The following is a 22239-nucleotide window of genomic DNA, read 5'->3' on the forward strand; positions in this document are numbered from 1 at the left end:
TTTACTCACTCTTTTTAGCCTGTTCCAAACGCTGTTTGGCTTGATCTAAGAAGGATTGACAGTGGCTCGCTAGCTGTTCGCCCCGCTCCCACACTTTTAGAGACTCCTCTAGACCGAGTTTGCCCGACTCCAAGTGAGCAATCGCGGACACCAATTGTTCGCGTGCCTGTTCATAGGTAAGCTCCGCCACTGGAACTTCCGTGTTTTCTTCACCCATCATTGCCTCCTAAGCTTTTTCTGATTTGTACCAAAAACCTTGGTCACTGCCGTTCCATCTGCGAAAATCGCTTCTAAAAGATCGCCTTTACTTACCTGCGAGACCGAGTTGATGACCCCGCCAGCAGGAGAACGCAAAATACTGTAGCCACGTTCTAAAATTCCTTGGGGCGAATAGGCTTTCAAAGCATCCCGCCATCCAGTCAGGGAAGTAAGCTGGTTTTCCAGCTGGGTTTCAAATCGAAAACGTAGTCGCTGACTCTCTAAAGCCAAAGAATGTTCCTGCGCAGCAATAACCGCGCTGGGATCGGCCAAGACAGGGCGGGCGCGTAACTGGGCTAACTGCCCTAAATGTTGATCTAAGAGGGCGAGCATCTGGGTGCGCAAACGGGAGCAGGCACCCTGCAGCCCTAAGGATTCCTCTTGTAAATCCGGCACAATCCGCCGCGCCGCATCAGTCGGGGTAGAAGCCCGATAATCAGCCACGAAATCTAGCAAGGGAGCATCCTCCTCATGTCCGATAGCGGAAACTAGAGGGGTGCGTGCCGCAGAAGCTGCCCGCACCAAAGATTCCTCAGAAAATGGCAGTAGATCTTCGACCGCACCACCCCCGCGGGAAATCACAATCACTTCCACCTGGGGGATAGCATCCAGCTCCTTAAGCGCCCTAGTTACCTCCGCGGCGCAGGTGGGACCTTGCACTGCCACTTCCCGCACCTCAAACTCGGCAAGTGGCCAACGTGCCAAGGCATTTACCATCACGTCCTGTTTGGCTTTAGCGTTGCGCCCTACGATCAAGCCGATTCTGCGGGGAATCACCGGCAGGGGTTGCTTGTTTTCTTGGGCAAATAGACCTTCAGCGGCTAGTTTTTTGCGCAGTGCTTCAATCTGGGCAAGCAGGTTACCCACCCCGACCGTATGGACTTCTTTTGCCATCAGGGAAAGAGAACCTGATCCCTCATAAAAATCCGGTTTGGCGTGAACAACTACCTGCGCGCCCTCGGAAAAGCTAGTCCCTAGCGAATCAAGTACCGTAGGCCAGCACTTGACGGTCATTGACGTGCTTTGGTCGGTGTCCCGCAGGACAAAGAAAGCCATGCGCGCACCGGGACGTTTTTTATATTCGACTACTTGCCCGCTTACCCACAGCGGCGACATTCGGTTCACATATTTTTTGATATTAGCGGTCAGCAACGATAGTGGCCACGGGTTATCCCGAGTGGTTTGGGCGGCCGTGGGAGCCAGCTGTGTTTGCGAACCCTGAGGATTTGTACGCACCGCTCCATTCTACCCATAGCGGCTAACAAACAGTCGCTGGTTCGGTGGGATGCAAAATCCCTTAGTAGGATAGGGGCGTGGCGAAAAAGAAAGTCTTGCTGGCATCACCGCGTGGTTACTGCGCGGGAGTAGATCGCGCGGTCGACGTGGTAGAAAAAGCCTTAGCGCTCTATGGAGCCCCAGTTTATGTGCGTAAAGAGATTGTGCATAACAAGTTTGTAGTAGAGCAGCTGAGCGCTAAAGGCGCGCGTTTTGTGACCGAACTAGATGAAGTTCCCACCGGGGCGCGAGTCGTGTTTTCCGCCCACGGAGTATCGCCGGTGGTGCGGGAAGAAGCCAAGCGTCGGGGACTGAAAACCGTCGACGCCACCTGCCCGCTGGTGACTAAAGTGCATCGCGAAGCCCTGCGTTTCGCCAAAGCGGACTATGACATTGTTTTGGTAGGACATGAAGGTCACGAAGAGGTTGAAGGCACCCAAGGAGAAGCTCCCGACCATATTCAGGTGGTGGGAGATCCTGAAAATGTAGACCAAGTGCAGGTGCGCGACCCGGAAAAAGTGGTGTGGCTATCGCAAACTACTTTGAGCCTCGATGAAACCCGGGAAACTGTGGATCGGCTGCGAGAACGATTCCCGGAGCTCAGCGATCCTCCCAGTGAAGATATTTGTTTTGCCACTCAGAACCGGCAGGGGGCAGTAAAAAAGATCGCGGAAGCCGCCCAGGTGGTGATCGTGGTGGGATCCGCCAATTCTTCTAACTCGGTGCGACTCAAAGAGGTAGCGCAAGTAGGCGGGGCAGAGCAGGCCTATCGCATTGATAAAGCTTCCGAGATGGAAGAATCCTGGTTTGAAGGGGTAGAAACCGTGGGGCTGACCTCTGGGGCTTCGGTGCCGGAATTACTGGTAAAGGAAGTTTTGGAGCAACTTGCCCACTGGGGTTTTGCGGACGTGGAAGAAGTAGAAACTGCCCGGGAAACAGTAACTTTCGCGTTGCCTTTACCTTTGCGTAAAGAACTGACAGAAGCTGGAATCATTAAGACTAATAACCGCCGGCGCACTAACGATCCGGGGCACACCTGCTAGAGGTACGCATGCTGACCTCGCAACCTTTTGTTATTGTCATTTGTCTGGCAGCTGGTGGTCTACTACTTGCGTTGCCGCAGATGATTCGCAAGCCTGGACATTGGCTGCGCTCAGTTTTGGTGGTCTTATTGGTAGCTATCATCCAGGTAGTGGCAGTGGGACTGCTGGTTAATTTACCGATGCAGTACGTGTCTACCCCTGCTGAGTTGTGGCAGATGGTCAGCAATCAGCAAAACAGCACGGTAAGTATCAGCGATACCCAGCGGGGATCTAAAATAGCAGCCAAGGAATCTGGGAGAGCAGAGAAAGGTGCGTCCTCTTCCTCAGAAAAACTAAACCCCTTGACCTCACCGGCTTTGCCAGGGCAAGAAGCATGGATACCGCACTTTAAGCCCTTGTCGAAGGGGCGACAACTGACGGTTTTTTCTGGACCGAAGTCTGGGGTAAAAGAGCAGGTGATTGTGTGGACGCCACAGGGGTATGATCCTGACGACAAAACCACTACCTATAACGTTTTAGAGTTTATCCACGGTTATCCGGGATCTCCGGTATCAGTCGCCCTCGCCCTTGATTTTTCTTCCAACCTGCAAAAAGCAATCGATAAAGGAGAAATAGCTCCCACTATCGTGGTTATTCCGGAAGGAAACGTTAATCGTGAAGCCCCTACCTGCGCTGATGTAAAAAACGGGGAGCAAACTGCCACCTGGCTCAGTTTTGATGTTCCCAAAATGGTGCGCTCTAGCTTCTCTAATGTATCCGATAAGCGAAAAGACTGGATGATCGCCGGCAATTCTTCCGGAGCTTATTGTAGTGCTCGCTTGGGTATGCTTTACGGAGATATTTTTGGAACTAGTGCGGTGCTTTCTGGTTACGATCAGCCGATTGTGGGATCTTGGGGAGGACGTAACGGTGTCACGTTCACCGCTAATACCCTGTCGTCTCTAGTGGGTAAACCCCGTAGCTGGCCCCTAAATATGTATGTTTTTGGGGCGCAACTAGATCGCGACTCTCTGCACCTAGCGAAAAATCTGTCCCGAGCCTCGTATCATGCCGGTGATCGGGTGGAACTAAAAATTACGGCAGAGGGCGGGCATAACTGGGCGACTTGGCGCGAGCAAATGCCAGAACTTTACCGCTGGTGGGAGCAGGTGCGAAATAGTGATACCTCTAAGGATGCGCAGCTTAAGGGTGCCGATTCGGCGCTGATTCCGGAAGCTTCCCCGGCACTATTTTCTCTTATGGGGTGGGGGAGCATAACAGTCGCCGCTGTGGTAGCTATCTTGGCTTTGGCGCTCGTGGTTCGCTTCGTGCCAAAGGTAATGGAAAAAGCGGCACGTGCGTCTTATCTGCGAGCATTGCTAGGGTGCGTAGCAGCAATGATGCTGGTAATACTGGCGGTAATGCTCCCTATAAACCGTTTAGGGGAGTTCTATAGCTCGCTGACAGAGATTGTGCAGACTATTACCGGGGCTATCTAGCGGGGACAATATAGAAGGGCATCTAGCGGACGCCGTTTAGGGGAAAACCTAGCGGGGTTATGGTCGGTAACTGAGTATTTTGCGGCTAGATTTCTTGGTGCTTTCGCCCTTCGATAGGGTAGAGACGTGGCTTTAACAATTGGGATTGCAGGATTACCTAACGTTGGTAAATCAACTTTGTTCAATGCGCTCACCCGCGCAACCGTGTTAGCAGCGAATTATCCGTTCGCGACTATTGACCCCAATGTGGGGGTGGTGCCGCTGCCGGATCCGCGCCTGAAAAAACTAACCGAAATGTTTAATTCGGCGAAAACTGTGCCCGCCACGGTTTCTTTCGTAGATATTGCGGGAATCGTAAAGGGTGCCTCCCAAGGGGAAGGGCTCGGTAACCAGTTTTTGGCAAATATTCGGGAAGCTGACGCTATCTGCCAGGTAACTCGGGTATTTAGCGACCCGGACGTGGTGCACGTAGACGGCAAGATTGATCCCGCCTCCGATATTGAAACTATTTCTACCGAACTGGTTCTCGCTGACCTGCAGACTCTAGAAAAAGCGGTTCCCCGCTTAGAAAAGGAAGTCCGAGGGCGCAAAACCGAACCGGAAGTACTGGCAGAAGTAAAGAAAGCCCAGGCGATTTTAGAGGACGGAGCGCTGCTATCTGCCCACGATGAACTGGATAAAGCGCTGCTGAAAGAGTTCCAGCTGATGACTTTGAAGCCGTTCATCTATGTGTTCAATATGGACGCTGACCAGCTACTCGATGAGGGGCAACGCCAAGAATTAGAAAGTCTGGTAGCGCCAGCGAAAGCGATTTTCTTAGATGCCCAGTTTGAAGCGGACCTAGTGGAACTGGATGAAGAGGACGCGCGGGAAATGTTGGAGGAATCCGGGCAAAGCGAGTCCGGCCTCGACCAGTTAGCCCGGGTGGGTTTCGATACTTTGGGGTTGCAAACTTATTTGACGGCTGGGGAAAAAGAGTCTCGCGCCTGGACGATTCGTAAGGGCTGGACGGCTCCTCAAGCCGCCGGGGTAATTCACAGTGATTTCGAACGTGGATTCATTAAAGCCGAGATTATCGGGTTTGATGAGCTAGTGGAACTCGGGTCTATTCACGCTGCCCGGGAGGCCGGAAAACTGCGCCAAGAGGGCAAAGAATATGTAATGCAAGACGGCGACGTAGTCGAATTCAAATTTAACGTCTAGAGTCTGATGATTGATTTCTGTCCATTAGATGGGCACGTAGACGCAACGTAGTTCATTCCTCGAGACTAATCGAGCAGGCTGAGGTACTGTCTGCGTGCTTTCGTCGAATGGATGATCGTTTTGGTGCCGTCATCCCAGATGAGAATAACGATTTCGAGCAGTCTCATCGAGCCGTCGAACCCGAAGCGCAATTCCCGCTGAGGGTGATCTTCGTCGAGTGGAGCCTTAAAAACGCAGCCTGATGTCGCCGCAGTGACTGAGTGTTCCGGATTGATGCCGTGTTTCGTGGCACTCCGACGTACATCCATTTCTAGATGGCATTCTTTAATACTTCGCGGATTGCCTGAGACCTTGACCATCCGTTGGCAGCCGCATACTTGTCGAGATTCGAGATCTCACTGGGAGAAAGCCGAATGGAGATAACCTTCGCAGCCTCTTCGTTGCGAGGTTTCCTTCCTCTACGACGAAGCGTCTCTACGTCGTAGCCCTTTTCGGCTTCGGCTACCCATGCATCGATTTGCTCTTCGCAGACTGGTTGCCCGTTAATAGTTTTCATGTCCGTAATTGTAATACGAAATAAAGGTAGAGGCTAGGGGGAGGTTATTTCTTTCGAAACCCCATTGAATTCAAATTTAACGTCTAGCGTTAATAACGGAGTGCGTTATACTGTTTAGATGATTCGATCGTTCGGGGACAAAGAAACGGAGCGGCTGTGGAATCGGCAGCCGGTGCGTTCTATTGACCCGCGAATACAGCGGACTGCGCTGCGTAAACTACGTCAAGTCGGCGCTGCAGCTTGCTTAGAAGATTTGCGGGTTCCACCGGGAAACCGGCTACAAGCGCTCCAGGGCGACCGGTCAGGACAATATAGCATCAGGATTAATGACCAGTGGAGGATATGTTTCGTATGGACGTCCTCCGGCCCCGAGGAGGTGGAGATCGTTGACTACCACTGAAAAGCTAAGCCCTATTCACCCCGGTGAAGTCCTCAGTGAAGACTTTCTTGCCGAAATGGATCTTAGCCAGAATAAACTAGCTGTCTCAATTGGGGTGCCACCCCGGCGCATCAATGAAATTGTGCACGGCAAAAGAGGCATAAGCGCGGACACCGCCCTGCGTCTTTCACGCTATTTTGGAACTTCTGCCGAGTTTTGGCTGAACCTACAAACCCGCTATGAGCTTGATCTTGCCATTGACCGTTCAGGATTCGAACTTGACCAGATAAAACCCCGGCAAGTGGCGTAGGAGTAATGAGGGAGTGCCCCTCTGCCTTGGTTGTATCCAGGAATTGCCGGACGATTTTTGTTACGCGCGCAACTACTGGTTATCTTTACTCAAGTTGCGCCAGATTGTTTTTGGTGCCGTAAAGCGTTTCAGGCGAGGCAAATCACCCGGTGAATTAATGGTTCGAGAGTAACAAGCCCTGAAAAGTACACAATGAATTTCCTGAAAAGTGCTCAATGAATTACTTGAAAAATGCTCATTAACTTCTCTGAAAAGTGTACAATGAATTACTTGAAAAGTGCTCAATGCCCAGGTAGACTTCTTTTAGAGGTGGGGTGATGAGCTTAAAAAAACCGGGATATCGGTCAAGACTTATTGACGAAAAAATCGCAAGATACTTGGGTATCTTCGGAGCTGTCTGTATTGAGGGGCCGAAGTGGTGCGGAAAAACCTGGACAAGCTTGGCACACGCAAATAGCGTCAGTTATCTAACGGATCGAAGTCAGCGTGACCTGGCAATGGTAGATCCCAAATATGTTTTTACTCATCAAAGTCCGCAATTGCTTGATGAATGGCAGATTGTTCCCGAGATTTGGGATGCGGTACGGCATGAGTGTGACACGGATCGGGAAAAAGGGAAATTTCTCCTGACTGGTTCAACCGCTTTGAAAGTCAATGAAGGTCAGCACAAAGTATTCCACTCCGGGGTAGGAAGAATAGTAACGCTGCGTATGCATCCTATGAGTCTGTATGAATCAGGTGATTCCACCGGAGAAGTATCCCTGTCTAGCCTATTGCAAGGAACGGTTGAAACGGGATATGTGGGCGAAGTGAACCTGGAAAAACTTGCCCGCCTCATCGTTAGAGGGGGGTGGCCTGAAAACATTGACACGGCGGAGGAAGATTGTGCAGTTATTCCCGAGAGTTACATTGATTCTTTGGTAACTAAAGATATGCATGAAGGGGCAGGAAGGAAACGTAATCTGCACAAGATGCGTATGCTTTTACGTTCGCTTTCCAGGAATGAATCAACTTTAGTCGGAAACAAAACCCTGGTTAAAGATATCGAAGAATATGAAAACCAAGATGAGTTAATCGAAAGCCGTGCAACCATCGCAGATTACCTCAGCGTCCTCGATAGTTTATATCTGACTGCGAATCAAGAAGCCTTTAGTGTTAATTACCGCTCCTCGGCAAGAATTGGGAAAGCAGCGAAAAGGCATCTGGTGGATCCTTCCCTTTGTTGCGCAAGCCTAGGTCTGAGTGTTGAAAAACTGCTGCATGACCATGAGACTTTTGGACTACTATTTGAGGCACTCGTGGAACGGGATTTACGAATTTATGCCGACTATCACGGAGGGCATCTTTTCCATTTCCGCGACAATGTTTCTGGTGATGAAGTTGATGCCATCCTCGAATTTAAGAATGGCGACTATGCGGCTTTTGAAATTAAATTAAGTGATGGCAGCATTAGTGACGCAATAACCAGCCTTACCCGCTTCTACCGCTACGCGAAAAAGAAACCGAAAGCGATGGGGATTATCGTTGGACACCTGCAAGCCGTAATGCAGGATAAAGAAACCGGAATCTACATACTTCCGGCCACCTCCCTCAAGCCTTAACAGTTCCGCATCCCCGCAGCAGCCAATGCACAGAGGTGGCAGGGGGAAATCCTTTAGCTCACGTGGGGGACAGCACTTAGAGGGGGTATCAGCTGCCTGAGTTAAATCCAGGTTCCGCTAACAGGGTTCTGACTAGGCGATTTCCCCTATGATTACGTTCCATTGATGTACTTTGCGACTCGTAATGAAACCGGCCAGGAAAAAGGGATCCTCAGCTAAAGCATCCAGGGCGTTCTCGCCAGATTCAGCTTCCACCGCGATTAGCGCGCCGGGTTGGGAATCATTCACCCAAGAACCCACCAGTTTCACAATGCCTTGATCGTGCAGGCCGCGCAGATGTGCGCGGTGTTCAGGGCGAACCTCATCCATTTTTGCGGCAGCTGCCGGGTCATAAAAGTATTCAATCGCGAATAACGCCATAAATCATCACTCCTAAAATCAACGATGCTTCTATTATTACTCTGGTGGCAAACTGCTGCCGGAAAACCGCTTTTGTCACAGGTGGCGCGCAAGTAAAAGTGGCTGCTCCCTCTAAAATAAAAATATGGATGAAATCGAGCAGGCGAGCGAAGCATATTTAGATCACCTGGCGATTGAACGGGGGCTATCAAACAATACTGTCGGCTCCTATCGGCGTGACCTGGCGCGTTACCACGAGTATCTAGCCGGTGCGGGTATTCATACCCTAGCCGAAATCACCCCGGATACTTTGCGGGCATTCTTGCAGGCGGCCGCAGCCGGGGAAGACGGGAAAAACCCGCTAGCGGCATCTTCTATCGCCCGGCTCCTGGCCTCCCTGCGTGGATTCCACGGCTTTGCGCAAACCGAGCGCCTAAGTGGCACCGACCCCACCGAAAACCTAGAAAATCCCCGCTTAGCGCGCCCACTCCCCAAAGCGCTAACTATCACGCAAACCCGCGCTTTACTTGAAGCTTTTAATGGGGAGGATCCGGCTTCTTTGCGCTCGCGGGCACTTTTGGAAACCCTATATGCGTCGGGAGCTAGGGTGAGTGAAGTGTGTGCCCTCGATGTGGATGATTTAGGGATTCTAGCTGGGGGTGAGGCGGAAGCTTCAGAGGAAAATCCGATTACCCTGGTGACCGTAACCGGTAAAGGCAATAAGCAGCGCCTGGTGCCGCTAGGAGAATACGCGGTTAAGGCCTTAGAAGCCTATCTGGTGCGTGCCCGTCCGGGGCTAGCCCAAAAAGGGCGAGGTAGCTCCGCACTGTTTTTGAATCTGCGGGGAGGACGCTTATCGCGGCAAAGTGCCTGGAATATTATTCGCGAGGGCGCAGAAAAAGCGGGCATACAAACGGCGGTTTCCCCTCACAGCCTGCGGCATTCTTTTGCCACCCATATGTTAGAGGGCGGGGCGGACGTTAGGGTAGTGCAAGAGCTGCTCGGTCACGTGAACGTAACTACCACCCAGATTTATACCAAGGTAACCGCCACTTTGTTGCGCGAGGTGTATCAAGAAACCCACCCGCGTGCTCGCTAGTGATTGGTAACGGTTGCGGGGGTGCGGAGTCGCGCGCGTTGTGGTGCAGGGTAGTGCGGAGAAGATATTTTTCCTCCTGCCCAAAGTCTGGGAAATACTGCGGTATTTCCCAGACTTTATGCCCACCGCACCTACTCGGATAAAATATCTTCCCCGCACTGCAGGTCACCGCACTTACTCGGATAGAATCTGAGCCCCACGTCTTAACTGCGCCACAGCTACTCAGAAATAATAATCTCCTGATTGTGTGCCACTGCTCGAATCAGGTCGTAGTTTCACATCTCCTCAAGTTAGTTAGGATACCTGGGAGATTGTGGCTGTATTCAAATCTCTATCTAGGTGGTTATTGTCGCCTGTGTCTTTTCTATGCAGGTAGTGAGATTTACATTTCACGGTACCGAGCGGGGGGGGGTAAAAGGCTCGTTGAACGCCGCTTGGTAACATTTTTTCTCCGGTTGTCATATCGTTAGAAGAGTGAGTGAGATTCAACCTGGTTTGATGCCCCCGCCAACCCCGAAGGATGCGGAGTTTCCCGCACCTGCGCCCCTACAGTCCCATGGGCCTGCGCGAATTATTGCTATGTGCAACCAAAAAGGCGGGGTCGGCAAAACTACCACCACCATAAACTTGGCAGCGTCTTTGGCAGAGTATGGCCGCAAAGTGCTGATCGTAGATTTCGATCCCCAAGGCGCCGCCACTGCCGGGTTGGGGGTAAACGGCAACGACTTGGACGCGACTATCTATAATGTTCTCCTTGATCGCAACGTTAACGTGGAGCAGGTTATTCATCCCACCGCGATCGAGGGTATGGATCTGGTGCCGGCCAATATTGATCTTTCGGCTGCCGAGATTCAAATGGTTAACGAGGTCGCCCGGGAAATGGCTCTTGCCCGCGCCCTCCATCCGGTGAGTGACAAATATGACGTGATCTTGATTGACTGTCAACCCTCCCTGGGGTTGCTCACCGTTAACGCCCTGACGGCGGCTCACGGGGTAATGATCCCGATGGAAACCGAGTTTTTTGCGCTGCGCGGGGTAGCGCTACTGGTAGAAACCATTGAAAAAGTCCGTGACCGCCTCAACCCGAAACTTAAAATTGACGGGATTTTAGCGACTATGGTCGATACCCGCACTCTGCATTCGCGAGAAGTAATGGAGCGCTTACAAGAAGCCTTCGGGGATCGGGTCTATCAGACGGTGATTCGCCGTACTGTAAAGTTCCCGGATGCTTCGGTGGCGACCGAACCGATCACTACTTTTGCGCCCTCCCATGCGGGAGCCGAGGCTTACCGGCAGTTGGCGCGCGAGGTTATTGCTCGTGGTGACACCGCCTAACTCGTCGGCAGTTCCCAGTAATCTCCAAGAGGTAAACGGGGAGGAGGCAGCGCTTTTCCCCTCCCAGCTAGCCGGGAAGACGGATCCCGAAAAAGCGCCTCCCTTTGAACTGGAACTAGAGGTATTCTCCGGGCCACTAGATCTGCTCCTCACCCTAATCATCAAGAACAAACTGGATATTACCGAAGTCGCATTAGCGCAGGTAACCGATGAGTTTATTGCCTATATGCAGGCGTTTCCGGATTTATCGCAAGCCTCCCAGTTCCTAGAAATTGCGGCAACTTTGCTCAACATCAAGGCCAGCCAGTTGCTACCCGGAGAAGAAACCGAGGAACTGGATCCGGAATACTTAGAGGCGCGTGACCTGCTGTTTTCTCGGCTCTTGCAATATCGTGCCTATAAAGAAGTAGCAGAATATTTACGAGTGCGCATCGGGGAAGGAGGAGCCTACTATCCGCGGGAAGTTCCCCTGCCCGCCAAGTTCGCGCGTCTATTGCCGTCGCTGCGAGTGGATTTCACCCCCGAAGATTTAGCCCACGCCGCCGCCGAAGCCTTTACCCGCCGCCCTCCTCAAGTATCCCTGTCCCATCTGCACCTGCCGCAAGCCTCCCTGGCAGAGCAAGCCCAAATCGTGGTTGCCGAGTTAAAAAGCAGTGGCAAAGCTAGCTTCAGCGAGCTGAGTCGGTCCGCCAAAAATGCTACCGAAAGAGTTACCCGTTTCTTAGCTTTACTGGAGCTCTACCGACACCGCTGCGTGGAATTTACCCAGGAGAGCGCGCTGGACGAACTATATGTGACCCTGGAAACCAAGGAAATTCCCGACTTTACCAACTTTATTTTCGATGAATATGGAGCCACCGATGACTAACTGCGCTGATGAACAGCTGCTGGCCGCCTTGGAAGCAATATTGATTGTAGCCAGCGAGCCGCTCAGCCCCGAGGAACTCGCGCCACGCCTGAAAAGCCCTCCCCAACAGGTAAAAGCGGCATTAGAGCAACTGCGTGCCGAATATGCGGGCGAAACTTCTCGTCCTCACGGATTCGTGTTACGCAACGTGGCCGGGGGGTGGCGGATCTATTCCGCCCCCGCGCAAGAAGAAATCGTTGCCAACTTCCTCACCCAGGGGGGAACCTCCCATTTATCAAATCCGGCTTTAGAAACCTTAGCCGTGATTGCTTACCGGCAACCGGTTTCCCGCTCAGTAATCGCCGGTATTAGGGGAGTGAGCGTAGATGGGGTAGTGCGCACCTTGTTGGCGCATGATCTGATTGAAGAAGTTGAGCGAACCGAGTCTGGGGCGATTCTTTACGGCACCACCACCAGTTTCTTAGAACGGATGGGACTGGCCAGCCTGGAGGAGCTCCCGCCGCTAGCACCACATTTGCCGGCTAATGAAGAGTTAGATGAGTTAGAAGCCCGGCTCAAACAATAAATTTGCCTCCGCGATAGGATGAGGACAGTTAAGAAAAAACCAATAGGAGAAGCCAAGTTGACTGATCTTAGTTCCTATCAGGAAAGCGATGAGGGTACCGACCGGCAGGGGCGACCAGCAGATAAGATTCCCCTAGCCCCGATGCCGCCGCGACGTAAAAACCCGCAGGTGGTGGCAAAATCGCAAGCATCTACCGAAAGTGGCAAAGAAGAACGACTACAAAAGGTCTTGGCGGCCGCCGGGGTAGCATCTCGGCGTGCTTGTGAAAAACTGATCGTTTCTGGACGGGTGAAAGTCAACGGTAAAGTAGTGCGCGAGTTAGGCACCAAAGTTGATCCCGATCAGGTGATGCTGCATGTAGATGGACAGCTAGTGATGATAGATGATTCCCGGGTCACTATCGCCCTAAATAAGCCCACCGGGGTGGAATCTTCCCTCCGCGGCGACCCTCACGATCTCACCCAATTTTTGACCGACTACCGGGAACGACTGTTCCATGTGGGCAGACTAGACGTGGATACTTCCGGGCTGTTACTGCTTACTAATGATGGGGAACTGGCCAACCGTCTCACCCATCCCTCCTGGGAGGTGCCAAAAACCTATCTAGCTACCGTTAAGGGCAAATTTACCGGTAAGACTGCCCAAGAGCTGCTTTCCGGAATCATGTTGGAGGACGGGTTTGCGCAAGCTGACCGGGTATCAATAAAAGGTACTCATGGCGGGCTCACCCTAGTGGAAATTGAGCTGCATCTGGGCAGAAACCGGATTGTGCGCCGCATGTTAGAAGAGGTAGGAGCTCCGGTGATGGAATTATCCCGGATCGCGCACGGCACTGTGAAACTGGGGACATTGCCCCTGGGAGCCACCCGTCGCCTCTCAAAGCCTGAGCTGAGTGTGCTGATGAAGAGCGTCGGCCTTTAGGGTGGAACTATGGCAAATACGCACTCGCCACTTTCTGGCACCGAGGTAGGTACCACCGGCCCAGTATTGATTATCGGAGCCGGCCTACTAGGTGCGTCCTTGGGTATGCGACTGAGCAAGCTGGGACTCCCGGTTTTTTTACGGGATATTTATCCGGTAGTTAGCGCGCTGGCCTGCGATATGGGTGCCGGTAATACCTGGGAGGAAAGTTCGGCCGAACCCGCCCTAGTAGTGGTAGCCACCCCGCCAGATGTCGCTGCTGATCAGGTGGTCGCCGCGTTAAAAGAGTTCCCGGGTGCCCTCGTTACCGATGTGGCCTCGGTAAAAAGCGTGATTTTAGAGGAAATTAAGCAGGCGGGGGCAGATCTAACTCGCTACGTAGGCTCGCACCCGATGGCGGGGAGAGAACGTTCCGGGACGGCCTTTGCCCGCGAAGACCTGTTTGAATCTCGCCCCTGGGTGATAGTTCCCAATGAGCAAACCCAGCCGGGCGCAGTTTTAGCAATGCGTAGTCTCGCTTTAGATGTAGGTTCATTGCCGCTGCAATTAGATGCGGATACACACGACCAATCTGTGGCTTTGGTTTCGCATGTTCCCCAATTGGTGTCTTCACTGTTGGCCGCGCAACTGGCAAAAGCGATGCCCCAGTCTTTAGGGCTAGCAGGGCAAGGACTGCGCGACACCACCCGGATTGCTTCTTCTGATCCGGCTCTCTGGGCAGCCATCATAGCAGGTAACGCTGAACAGGTAGCGAAAGTGCTACGGGGATTTAGTGATGACATGCAGCAAGTATTGCACGCCCTCGAACATCCGGGAGCTGCAATTCCTTCCCCCAGTTTGGTGGGAGCGGTAACTTTAGCTATGCGGCAAGGTAACTTGGGAGTGGCGCGTATTCCCGGTAAACACGGCGGAGCACCCCGGCGTTACCAGGAAGTAATGGTAAAGGTTCCCGATGAACCCGGAACTTTAGGACAGCTTTTCCAAGCGGTAGGCGATACCGGTATCAATATTGAGGATTTAGAGCTAGAACATTCCCCAGGAGCTGCCTTCGGGATAGCCCGTTTGGCCATTGAGCCTAACTCCGCGGCATTGCTAGCCGAAAAACTGGAGATAAAAGGCTGGGAAATCGTGGCTTCTTAGCTTATTCGCTTTAGAGATTAGCGAGGAAGCTATCCTAAACGACTATAAATGGCATAGTATCTAAGGGTAGGGGACGCATTTGCGCGTTCCAGTAATAATGCTTTCAGAAGGGTTATAACGCTATGTTAGGTGACGGTTCGCAATACGTTAGCCAGCAGATTCTCGGAGCCGGCTTGGTAATCGCCATTGATGGCCCCAGCGGGGCAGGCAAATCTACCATCGCGCGCCTATCTGCTGCGGAGCTAGGCACTAACTTTTTAAACACTGGCGCCATGTATCGCGCCCTCACCTGGTACGCGCTGCAGCAAGGAACAGATTTAAACGATCCGGCGGCGCTGACTGTGCTGGCCGGTTCAATTCCGATGCAGGTAGAAGCGGTTGCCCATGCCCCGCGTGTCCTAATTGAGGGGCGCGATGTGACTCGTTTCCTGCACTCGGAGGAAGTAAATAACGCGGTCAGCCAGGTTAGCGCGGTTCCCGGGGTGCGTGAACAGATGATTGCCCGCCAGCGGCAAATTATTCAGGCTGCCCAAGCATCCGGGCGGGGGATCGTAGCCGAAGGGCGCGATATTACTACCGTGGTCGCACCAAATGCGGACGTTAAGATTTTGCTCACCGCCTCCCCCGAGGTGCGAGAGCAGCGCCGTGCCCAACAGGCAGGGGCAGGCAGCGATGCGGTAGCCGCTCGTGACCTAGCTGACTCGCAGGTAAATAACTTCACTACTCCAGCTCCCGGAGTTGAGCTGCTGGATTCCTCTGACCTGGATGAGCAAGAAACTATGGAAGCAGTAGTGGAAATCGTAGGGCGGGCTTTCCGGGCTCGTCAAGGCTGAGGTTTCGCCAAAGCCCCCTGCACTCGCCTAAACTGAAATGCGTGAGTGAAGACCTAAACCCTGCGGATTCTGCTAATCTGCTCAATGAAATTGAGCTACAAGAAGACGACCTGGAGCTGCTTGCGGGCGAAGCTGCGGCCTCGCAAATGCCGGATGCTCGCGCACTACCGGTACTAGCGGTTATCGGGCGCCCAAACGTAGGTAAATCCACCTTGGTTAACCGAATTTTGGGGCGGCGCGCTGCGGTAGTACAAGACCAGCCGGGAGTAACCCGTGACCGGGTACGTTACCAGGCACAGTGGGCAGGCAAAGATTTCCAATTGCTAGACACGGGCGGTTGGGAATTGGGCGTCAAAGGTTTGGATCAGATGGTGGCCGCGCAAGCCGAAGCCTCCATCCAGCTTGCCGATGCGGTGCTATTTGTGACTGATGCCCAAGTGGGCGCCACCGAAACCGATATGCAGATTGCTCGGATTTTGCAGCGCTGCAATAGACCAGTGATTCTAGTAGCCAATAAGGTTGATTCTGAACGGGTAGAGGCCGATGCCGCTGCCCTGTGGTCACTGGGATTAGGTGAACCCTTCCCGCTGTCTGCCCTGCATGGGAGAGGCAGTGGTGACCTGTTGGATAAAGCAATTGCGATGCTGCCGGAACAATCCCAGTACTCGCGGGCGCTTCCTGAAGGCAGTCCTGGCAGAGTCGCCTTGATTGGGCGGCCTAATGTGGGTAAATCCTCGCTGCTGAACGCCCTCGCCGGTTCGCAGCGAGTGGTGGTCAACGAACTGGCAGGCACTACCCGTGATCCGGTAGATGAAGTAATTGAGATCGCTGGGGTTCCTTGGATTTTCGTGGATACCGCTGGGATTCGCCGGCGAATGCTCAAGAGCCGGGGCGCCGACTTTTATGCTTCTTTGCGTACCCAAAGCGCGATCGAAGAAGCCGAGGTAGCCATGGTGCTGTTAGATGCTTCCCAGTCCTTGGCTAGCGCCGATATCAGGATAATTGAGGAAGTTATCTCTGCGGGGCGGGCGCTGGTACTGGTAAATAATAAGTGGGACTTACTAGACGAGAAACGCCGTCACGACTTGGAACGTGAATGGGAATTGCAGCTGTCTCACGTGGATTGGGCGCCGCGGATTAATCTTTCTGCGAAAACCGCCTGGCATACTAACCGGATCCAGGGAGCTTTAGCGCAGGCACTTGCCGGTTGGAATACCCGGATTTCTACCAGTGAACTAAATACTTTCCTGGGACGTTTAGTTGCCGAACATCCCCACCCGGTTAGAGGAGGGAAACAACCGCGGATCATGTTCGCTACTCAGGTTTCTGCGGCTCCGCCCCGATTCGTGTTCTTTACTACCGGGTTCTTAGATCCGGCATATCGGCGTTTTATCGAGAATCGGCTACGCGAAGAGTACGGTTTTGTCGGTAGCCCTATCCAGATCTCGGTGCGAGTGCGCGAACGCCGCAAGCGTAACTAACCCCGCCCGCTCGGCTGGCACCAGGCAGTAGGGGCAAGTGTGCTTCCGCGCCGATGTCTGCCTAGAAAAATAGTTATTATCCGGGTTGATTGTGTCTTAGTGAGGATTTTCATAACGGGTATTTTTAGGGCGGATCGAGCGCAGAATACTCAATGATCCCGGGTTAATCGGGAATGCAACAGAGTAAATAACGCGCGGTCAAAACGCTGATACCTTGGGTTTAAGCCCTGATCAGTACCTCGAGTGGGACTCGAACCCACATGTCCGGTGAAGGACGGCGGATTTTGAATCCGCTGCGTCTACCAATTCCGCCATCGAGGCTTTTTCGTAACGCTGTAAAGCGCGACGGGTTTCAGTCTAATATAGACACGTGGCAACTTCGAAATCTAATACTAAAAATAATCAGACTGTCTCACCTAAAGTGCTGGTAGCTGAGGATGAAACCCTGATCCGCCTGGATATTGTGGAAACTCTCACTGATGCCGGCTACGAAGTAGTAGCCGAAGCCGGAGATGGAGAGGCCGCCTATCAGGCAGCCTTGGAAAATCATCCTGACCTGTGCGTAATGGATGTGAAGATGCCTAAAATGGACGGAATTACGGCTGCGGAAAAGATTATGAAAGAAATCTCTTGCGCAGTAGTGATGCTCACCGCATTTTCGCAAAAAGAGTTGGTGGAACGGGCGCGAGATGCTGGTGCCATGGCCTATGTGGTTAAACCTTTCACTCCCGCTGAACTCTTACCCGCGATCGAAATCGCGCTTTCCCGGCATGCAGAGATTCAATCTTTGGAAGGTGAAGTAGCCGACTTACAGGATCGTTTCGAGACTCGCAAAGTAGTGGATCGGGCTAAAGGGCTACTGATGGAAAACATGGAAATGAGCGAGCCGGATGCCTTCCGTTGGATCCAGACCACCTCCATGAATCGGCGCCTCACTATGCGAGAAGTCGCAGAAGCAGTGGTAGAACAGATCGGGTAAAACCGGTTTGAACAGCAACTATAGTCGGTTGCTGTAGGGATAAGGCCTTTCCTCTAGGATAGCTAATAGGAGGAAAACATGGCCGACAAGAAAACCCTGCTAGTAGTTGACGGGCATTCCGCAGCTTTTCGCGCGTTTTACGCCCTCGATCCCGCAAATTTCCGTACCCAAGAGGGGCAATACACTAACGCGGTGTTCGGGTTCTTGCGGATGCTAGTAAAAATGCTGCAGGATGAACAACCCGACTATTTGGCAGTCGCGTTCGATGTTTCTCGCCATTCTTTCCGCACCGATCAATACCCTGAATACAAAGCCGGACGTAAACCTACTCCGCCCGAGTTTGCTGGACAAGTTGAACTTATCAAAGAGGCGCTCGCTCACCTGGGGGTAACCACTTTAGAACAAGAAAATATCGAGGCCGACGATATTTTGGCTACCTTAGCGAGCCGCGGCAGCACCGCCGGGATCCGGGTACTGGTCGCTAGCGGGGATCGCGACACCTTCCAGCTATCAAACGAGCAGGTTACAGTGCTCTATCCTTCTCGCTCAATCACCGACCTCAAACGGATGACCCCCAGGGCAATTGAAGAAAAATATGGGGTGCCGCCACACCGCTATCCCGAGATTGCCGCCTTGGTGGGAGAAAAAGCCGATAACCTGCCAGGAGTTCCGGGAGTAGGGGAGAAAACCGCTGCCTCCTGGATTAATAAATATGACGGTTTAGCGGGAGTAATCGCCCACGCCGCCGATATTGGGGGAAAACGCGGGGAAGACCTGCGCGCTCACCTCGAGGATGTTAAACGCAACCGGAAACTGAATGCGCTGCTGACCGACCTGGATTTAGGGGTTGAGGTTTCAGAACTCACCTTTGGGAAAGCTGATGCGGCAAAGCTAGAAAAACTGCTCGACAAATTGGAGATTGGGGAGGGCACTCGTCAGGCTTTAGCTAGTATTCCCGCATTCGCTCTCGGAGCAAAGCCGGCAGAAAAACGCCCCGAAGTTAAACTTATTGCCCCAGACAAAGTTGCCGCCTGGATAGCTGACCTTAGCGGACAGGTAGGGGCGGTAGTTGAAGGACTTAGCACGCCCGGTAGCGGAGAGGCCACCCAGGTTACTTTGGCTAATAAAAATGAAGCTGCCAGTATTAGCCTGATTGAAGGAGACGTAGAAACCGTAGCGGCGCTGCGCCAGTGGCTGCAAAATCCTCAAGGCAGTGTTTTCCATAACTGGAAGAGCGCCTGGCACGCCCTCAAGGGGGCAGGAATCGCGCTCGGTTTGCCTAGCTGGGACAGCGAAATTGGTGGGTATCTGTTGGATCCTTCCGCCCGCTCCTATGATATTGAGGTTTTAAGTGGCAAGCTCTTAGGACGAGCTTTGGTGGTGGAAGAAAAAGAAGCTAGCGGACAGACCGCATTGGATTTTTCGGGTGTTTCTAACACTAAGACGGCGCAGATTGCGGCGGCTTTGCCCGAGATTGCCAGCGCAGAGCAAGAGCGGTTAGCTACTGGAGGCGCCGAACATTTATGGCTAGAGATGGAACGGCCGGTCGCTAAGATTCTTGCCCAGATGGAAGATACCGGGATCGCAGTCTCAGACCAGGTTTTAGGGGATCTCGAGAATGATTTAAGACGGCAAACCGAGGACGCTAAGCAGGCGGCTAGAAGCGAAGTAGATCGGCCGGAACTGAATCTATCTAGCCCCAAACAGTTACAAGAAGTTTTATTTGACCAGCTGGGGATGCCGAAAACGAAAAAAACTCGCACCGGATACACCACGAATGCGGATGCTCTGGAGTGGCTGTTTACTAAAACCCAGCATCCGTTCTTGCAGTATTTGCTGGCGCACCGGGACTCGATAAAACTTTTGCAGACCGTGGAAGGACTGCAAAAGGCAGTTCATGCTGACGGCCGGATCCACACCACCTTTAAGCAAACTGTTACTGCTACCGGCCGGCTTTCCTCTGCCGATCCGAATTTGCAAAATATCCCGGTACGTTCGGAAACCGGGCAACGTATCCGGGAAGCCTTCGTTTGCGGATCCGGATTTGAAAACTTGATGAGCGTGGATTATTCCCAGATTGAGATGCGGGTAATGGCGCATATGTCGGGGGATCAAGATCTGATCGCCGCCATTAAAACCGGTGAAGATTTACACCGCACTATGGCCGCTATGATTTTTGGGATTCCGTCCGAGCAAGTCGATGACCAGATGCGTTCGAAGGTAAAAGCCACTTCCTATGGTTTGGCTTACGGCTTGTCGGCATATGGTCTGGCCAATCAGCTGCGAATTGGCCACAAGGAAGCAGAGAAACTGATGGAGCGTTACTTCGCCCGTTTTGGAAAAGTACGCAGCTATTTGCGGCAAATCGTGGAGGAGGCACGCAAACACGGCTATACCGAAACTATGCAGGGACGGCGCCGGCAACTCCCCGATCTTAGAAGCTCCAATCACACTTTGCGGCGCATGGCGGAGCGGGCTGCCCTCAACGCTCCTATCCAGGGAACGGCTGCAGATTTGATGAAGCAGGCCATGATCCGGGTAGATCAGGAACTAAAAGCCCAAAAACTCACCTCGCGGGTGCTACTGCAGATTCACGACGAATTAATCCTGGAAGTAGCGCCAGGGGAGGAGACCCAGCTGCGCGCCCTCGTGGAAGAAGCGATGTGTCATGCTGCGGAGCTGTCAGTACCCCTGGTAGTCGGGATTGGGGTGGGTAAAAACTGGCGGAGCGCCGCCCATTAGCTCGATCTTTTTTGAGACAGCGGTGAACAAAACCTGCGAGCTTTCGCCTTGCCCTCGTCCTAGTGACACTGTGTTATCGCCTACAATTTGCCAAAATAGCCTCCGTAAGCGGTCTTTCGGCTGGAGCTGGACGGGTTTTTGCTGATAGGCTCAACAAGGTTTCTCTTATGAGGAACCAAATTGTCCATATTGTCTATTAAGTCCGTTTTGGAGAAATTATCTCTATGACCACCTCTACTGAGCAGCTGGATCAAGTTGCCGTAAACGATATCGGTTCACAAGAAGAACTACTTGCTGCAATCGATAAAACTATTAAGTACTTTGGCGATGGCGACATCGTTACCGGTACTGTCGTGCGGGTCGACCGCGATGAAGTCCTCCTCGATATTGGTTATAAAACCGAGGGCGTTATCCTCTCCCGCGAGCTATCCATCAAACATGATGTGAGTCCCGAAGACGTTGTCCAGGTGGGCGACGAAATCGAAGCCCTGGTATTGCAGAAGGAAGATAAGGAGGGGCGCTTACTGCTTTCGAAGAAGCGTGCCCAATACGAGCGTGCCTGGGGCGACGTCCAGAAGGTCAAGGAAGCCGATGGCGTGGTCACCGGTACCGTGATCGAGGTGGTCAAGGGCGGTCTGATTTTGGATATCGGTCTGCGTGGTTTCTTGCCGGCATCTCTGGTTGAGATGCGTCGGGTACGTGACCTCGCTCCCTATATTGGTCGGGAGCTCGAAGCTAAGATTATTGAACTGGATGAGAACCGCAATAACGTGGTGCTTTCCCGTCGTGCCTGGTTGGAGCAAACTCAGGCGGAGGTACGCACCCAGTTCTTGGATACCTTACAAAAGGGTCAGATCCGTTCCGGTGTGGTTTCCTCCATCGTCAACTTTGGTGCCTTCGTGGATCTGGGCGGAGTAGACGGCCTGGTGCACGTATCCGAACTGTCCTGGAAGCATATCGATCACCCCTCCGAAGTGGTGGAAGTTGGCCAGGAAGTTTCGGTCGAGGTACTGGATGTGGATATGGATCGCGAACGGGTTTCGCTGTCCCTGAAGGCCACCCAGGAAGATCCTTGGCAGACTTTTGCTCGTACCCACGCTATCGGTCAAGTGGTACCGGGCAAGGTAACTAAACTGGTTCCCTTCGGCGCGTTTGTACGGGTCGAGGACGGAATCGAAGGCTTGGTGCATATCTCTGAACTGGCGCAGCGTCACGTAGAGGTACCGGAGCAGGTCGTTAAAGTTGGCGAAGAAGTATTCGTTAAGGTTATCGACATTGATTTGGATCGTCGCCGGATTTCGTTGTCGCTCAAGCAGGCGAACGAGGGTGTTGACCCGAACACTACTGAGTTTGATCCTTCGCTGTATGGCATGACCGCCGAATACGATGAAGAGGGCAACTACAAGTACCCCGAAGGCTTCGATCCGGAAACTAATGAATGGATGGAAGGTTACGAGGCACAGCGGGAAGCTTGGGAAGAAGAATACGCCCAGGCTGAAGCCCGGTGGAAGGCACACAAGGAGCAGGTGGCTAAGGCTCTGGAAGCCGACACTGAAGCCGCCGCTACTCGTCCGGATCCCGCCGAGAACGCTAGCTACTCCACCGAGAGTGAAGACTCGGCTGGCACTCTGGCTTCCGATGAAGCCCTAGCTGCTCTCCGCGAGAAGCTAACTGGCGAATAAACAGTTAATCGCAGTTCTCCTTAGGAACTGTGACGCTTAACTTTCAGGGTGGGCAGAAGCAGAAATGCTTCTGCCCACCTTTTTTATTTCTA

22 protein-coding genes and 1 tRNA gene are annotated in these 22239 nt (G+C 52.8%); 17 read left to right on the forward strand and 6 right to left on the reverse strand.

What is annotated here, in order from left to right:
- Position 1 precedes the first annotated feature (1 nt).
- Positions 2–217 (reverse strand): exodeoxyribonuclease VII small subunit, encoded by a 216-nt coding sequence (locus RDM26_RS00120; protein ID WP_307737052.1) that lies wholly within the window; start codon positions 215–217, stop codon positions 2–4.
- On the reverse strand, positions 217–1494 hold the full coding sequence (gene xseA, locus RDM26_RS00125; RefSeq protein WP_307737053.1) for an exodeoxyribonuclease VII large subunit: 1278 nt from the start codon (positions 1492–1494) through the stop codon (positions 217–219). The genes RDM26_RS00120 and xseA overlap by 1 nt, the downstream gene beginning before the upstream one ends.
- Positions 1495–1571: 77 nt before the next feature.
- Here xseA and RDM26_RS00130 point away from each other — a divergent pair, with 77 nt between their 5' ends.
- The 3 genes from RDM26_RS00130 to ychF all read left to right on the forward strand — a co-directional run bounded on the left by RDM26_RS00130 (position 1572) and on the right by ychF (position 5257).
- On the forward strand, positions 1572–2576 hold the full coding sequence (locus tag RDM26_RS00130; protein ID WP_307737054.1) for a 4-hydroxy-3-methylbut-2-enyl diphosphate reductase: 1005 nt from the start codon (positions 1572–1574) through the stop codon (positions 2574–2576).
- A gap of 8 nt (positions 2577–2584) precedes the next feature.
- On the forward strand, positions 2585–4054 hold the full coding sequence (locus tag RDM26_RS00135) for an alpha/beta hydrolase-fold protein (protein ID WP_307737055.1): 1470 nt from the start codon (positions 2585–2587) through the stop codon (positions 4052–4054).
- A gap of 126 nt (positions 4055–4180) precedes the next feature.
- On the forward strand, positions 4181–5257 hold the full coding sequence (gene ychF / locus RDM26_RS00140; RefSeq protein ID WP_307737056.1) for a redox-regulated ATPase YchF: 1077 nt from the start codon (positions 4181–4183) through the stop codon (positions 5255–5257).
- Positions 5258–5322: 65 nt separating this feature from the next.
- On the opposite strand, the gene RDM26_RS00145 is transcribed toward ychF, so the two are convergent.
- Together RDM26_RS00145 and RDM26_RS00150 are read right to left on the reverse strand one after the other, a co-directional pair.
- Positions 5323–5565 carry a hypothetical protein gene (locus RDM26_RS00145; RefSeq protein WP_307737057.1) on the reverse strand — a complete coding sequence of 81 codons (243 nt, stop codon included), beginning with the start codon at positions 5563–5565 and terminating at the stop codon, positions 5323–5325.
- Positions 5566–5567: 2 nt separating this feature from the next.
- Positions 5568–5813, reverse strand: coding sequence for a ribbon-helix-helix protein, CopG family (locus tag RDM26_RS00150; RefSeq protein ID WP_307737058.1), 246 nt, complete (start codon positions 5811–5813; stop codon positions 5568–5570).
- Between the two features lie 118 nt (positions 5814–5931).
- Here RDM26_RS00150 and RDM26_RS00155 point away from each other — a divergent pair, with 118 nt between their 5' ends.
- The 3 genes from RDM26_RS00155 to RDM26_RS00165 all read left to right on the forward strand — a co-directional run bounded on the left by RDM26_RS00155 (position 5932) and on the right by RDM26_RS00165 (position 8103).
- Positions 5932–6213 (forward strand): type II toxin-antitoxin system RelE/ParE family toxin, encoded by a 282-nt coding sequence (locus RDM26_RS00155; protein ID WP_307737059.1) that lies wholly within the window; start codon positions 5932–5934, stop codon positions 6211–6213.
- Positions 6200–6502, forward strand: a complete 303-nt coding sequence (locus RDM26_RS00160) for a HigA family addiction module antitoxin (protein ID WP_374041803.1) — start codon at positions 6200–6202, stop codon at positions 6500–6502. Before RDM26_RS00155 ends, RDM26_RS00160 begins: the two co-directional genes overlap by 14 nt.
- A gap of 317 nt (positions 6503–6819) precedes the next feature.
- On the forward strand, positions 6820–8103 hold the full coding sequence (locus RDM26_RS00165; protein WP_307737061.1) for a DUF4143 domain-containing protein: 1284 nt from the start codon (positions 6820–6822) through the stop codon (positions 8101–8103).
- Between the two features lie 132 nt (positions 8104–8235).
- Here the strand turns inward: RDM26_RS00165 and RDM26_RS00170 are convergent, their stop codons facing one another.
- Positions 8236–8523 (reverse strand): YciI family protein, encoded by a 288-nt coding sequence (locus tag RDM26_RS00170; protein ID WP_307737062.1) that lies wholly within the window; start codon positions 8521–8523, stop codon positions 8236–8238.
- Positions 8524–8647: 124 nt separating this feature from the next.
- Here RDM26_RS00170 and xerD point away from each other — a divergent pair, with 124 nt between their 5' ends.
- The 8 genes from xerD to der all read left to right on the forward strand — a co-directional run bounded on the left by xerD (position 8648) and on the right by der (position 16744).
- Complete coding sequence (gene xerD, locus RDM26_RS00175; RefSeq protein WP_307737063.1) at positions 8648–9601, forward strand: site-specific tyrosine recombinase XerD; 954 nt, start codon at positions 8648–8650, stop codon at positions 9599–9601.
- 498 nt (positions 9602–10099) lie between these two features.
- Positions 10100–10936: an AAA family ATPase gene (locus RDM26_RS00180; protein WP_307737120.1), complete on the forward strand. Its 837-nt coding sequence runs from the start codon at positions 10100–10102 to the stop codon at positions 10934–10936.
- Positions 10923–11804: a segregation/condensation protein A gene (locus RDM26_RS00185; protein WP_307737064.1), complete on the forward strand. Its 882-nt coding sequence runs from the start codon at positions 10923–10925 to the stop codon at positions 11802–11804. The genes RDM26_RS00180 and RDM26_RS00185 overlap by 14 nt, the downstream gene beginning before the upstream one ends.
- Positions 11797–12369: an SMC-Scp complex subunit ScpB gene (scpB, locus tag RDM26_RS00190; RefSeq protein WP_307737065.1), complete on the forward strand. Its 573-nt coding sequence runs from the start codon at positions 11797–11799 to the stop codon at positions 12367–12369. The genes RDM26_RS00185 and scpB overlap by 8 nt, the downstream gene beginning before the upstream one ends.
- Positions 12370–12510: 141 nt before the next feature.
- Positions 12511–13290, forward strand: a complete 780-nt coding sequence (locus RDM26_RS00195; protein WP_374041804.1) for a pseudouridine synthase — start codon at positions 12511–12513, stop codon at positions 13288–13290.
- A gap of 9 nt (positions 13291–13299) precedes the next feature.
- Positions 13300–14430, forward strand: coding sequence for a prephenate dehydrogenase (locus tag RDM26_RS00200; protein WP_307737067.1), 1131 nt, complete (start codon positions 13300–13302; stop codon positions 14428–14430).
- A gap of 122 nt (positions 14431–14552) precedes the next feature.
- Entirely contained in the window at positions 14553–15263 is a 711-nt protein-coding gene (gene cmk / locus RDM26_RS00205; RefSeq protein WP_307737068.1) for a (d)CMP kinase, read from the forward strand.
- A gap of 41 nt (positions 15264–15304) precedes the next feature.
- Positions 15305–16744: a ribosome biogenesis GTPase Der gene (gene der, locus RDM26_RS00210; RefSeq protein WP_307737069.1), complete on the forward strand. Its 1440-nt coding sequence runs from the start codon at positions 15305–15307 to the stop codon at positions 16742–16744.
- A 235-nt stretch (positions 16745–16979) separates the two neighbouring features.
- Here the strand turns inward: der and RDM26_RS00215 are convergent.
- Positions 16980–17065, reverse strand: a tRNA-Leu gene (locus tag RDM26_RS00215).
- Positions 17066–17114: 49 nt separating this feature from the next.
- On the opposite strand from RDM26_RS00215, the gene RDM26_RS00220 reads away from it, so the two are divergent.
- The 3 genes from RDM26_RS00220 to rpsA all read left to right on the forward strand — a co-directional run bounded on the left by RDM26_RS00220 (position 17115) and on the right by rpsA (position 22147).
- Complete coding sequence (locus RDM26_RS00220; RefSeq protein WP_238128102.1) at positions 17115–17723, forward strand: ANTAR domain-containing response regulator; 609 nt, start codon at positions 17115–17117, stop codon at positions 17721–17723.
- 78 nt (positions 17724–17801) lie between these two features.
- On the forward strand, positions 17802–20465 hold the full coding sequence (polA, locus tag RDM26_RS00225) for a DNA polymerase I (RefSeq protein ID WP_307737070.1): 2664 nt from the start codon (positions 17802–17804) through the stop codon (positions 20463–20465).
- A gap of 224 nt (positions 20466–20689) precedes the next feature.
- Positions 20690–22147 (forward strand): 30S ribosomal protein S1, encoded by a 1458-nt coding sequence (gene rpsA / locus RDM26_RS00230; RefSeq protein ID WP_022865380.1) that lies wholly within the window; start codon positions 20690–20692, stop codon positions 22145–22147.
- Positions 22148–22239 lie beyond the last annotated feature (92 nt).

This window comes from uncultured Varibaculum sp. (assembly GCF_902489465.1).
GTDB lineage: Bacteria > Actinomycetota > Actinomycetes > Actinomycetales > Actinomycetaceae > Varibaculum.

Excerpts from the sequence above, each read along its gene's own strand:
- RDM26_RS00155 (WP_307737059.1), top strand. The coding sequence starts at position 5,932 with ATGATTCGATCGTTCGGGGACAAAGAAACGGAGCGGCTGTGGAATCGG.
- RDM26_RS00145 (WP_307737057.1), bottom strand. The coding sequence starts at position 5,565 with ATGGATGTACGTCGGAGTGCCACGAAACACGGCATCAATCCGGAACAC.
- xerD (WP_307737063.1), top strand. The coding sequence starts at position 8,648 with ATGGATGAAATCGAGCAGGCGAGCGAAGCATATTTAGATCACCTGGCG.
- RDM26_RS00135 (WP_307737055.1), top strand. The coding sequence starts at position 2,585 with ATGCTGACCTCGCAACCTTTTGTTATTGTCATTTGTCTGGCAGCTGGT.
- RDM26_RS00200 (WP_307737067.1), top strand. The coding sequence starts at position 13,300 with ATGGCAAATACGCACTCGCCACTTTCTGGCACCGAGGTAGGTACCACC.
- polA (WP_307737070.1), top strand. The coding sequence starts at position 17,802 with ATGGCCGACAAGAAAACCCTGCTAGTAGTTGACGGGCATTCCGCAGCT.
- RDM26_RS00180 (WP_307737120.1), top strand. The coding sequence starts at position 10,100 with ATGCCCCCGCCAACCCCGAAGGATGCGGAGTTTCCCGCACCTGCGCCC.
- rpsA (WP_022865380.1), top strand. The coding sequence starts at position 20,690 with ATGACCACCTCTACTGAGCAGCTGGATCAAGTTGCCGTAAACGATATC.
- RDM26_RS00170 (WP_307737062.1), bottom strand. The coding sequence starts at position 8,523 with ATGGCGTTATTCGCGATTGAATACTTTTATGACCCGGCAGCTGCCGCA.
- scpB (WP_307737065.1), top strand. The coding sequence starts at position 11,797 with ATGACTAACTGCGCTGATGAACAGCTGCTGGCCGCCTTGGAAGCAATA.
- RDM26_RS00150 (WP_307737058.1), bottom strand. The coding sequence starts at position 5,813 with ATGAAAACTATTAACGGGCAACCAGTCTGCGAAGAGCAAATCGATGCA.
- RDM26_RS00165 (WP_307737061.1), top strand. The coding sequence starts at position 6,820 with ATGAGCTTAAAAAAACCGGGATATCGGTCAAGACTTATTGACGAAAAA.
- RDM26_RS00120 (WP_307737052.1), bottom strand. The coding sequence starts at position 217 with ATGGGTGAAGAAAACACGGAAGTTCCAGTGGCGGAGCTTACCTATGAA.
- cmk (WP_307737068.1), top strand. The coding sequence starts at position 14,553 with ATGTTAGGTGACGGTTCGCAATACGTTAGCCAGCAGATTCTCGGAGCC.
- RDM26_RS00195 (WP_374041804.1), top strand. The coding sequence starts at position 12,511 with ATGCCGCCGCGACGTAAAAACCCGCAGGTGGTGGCAAAATCGCAAGCA.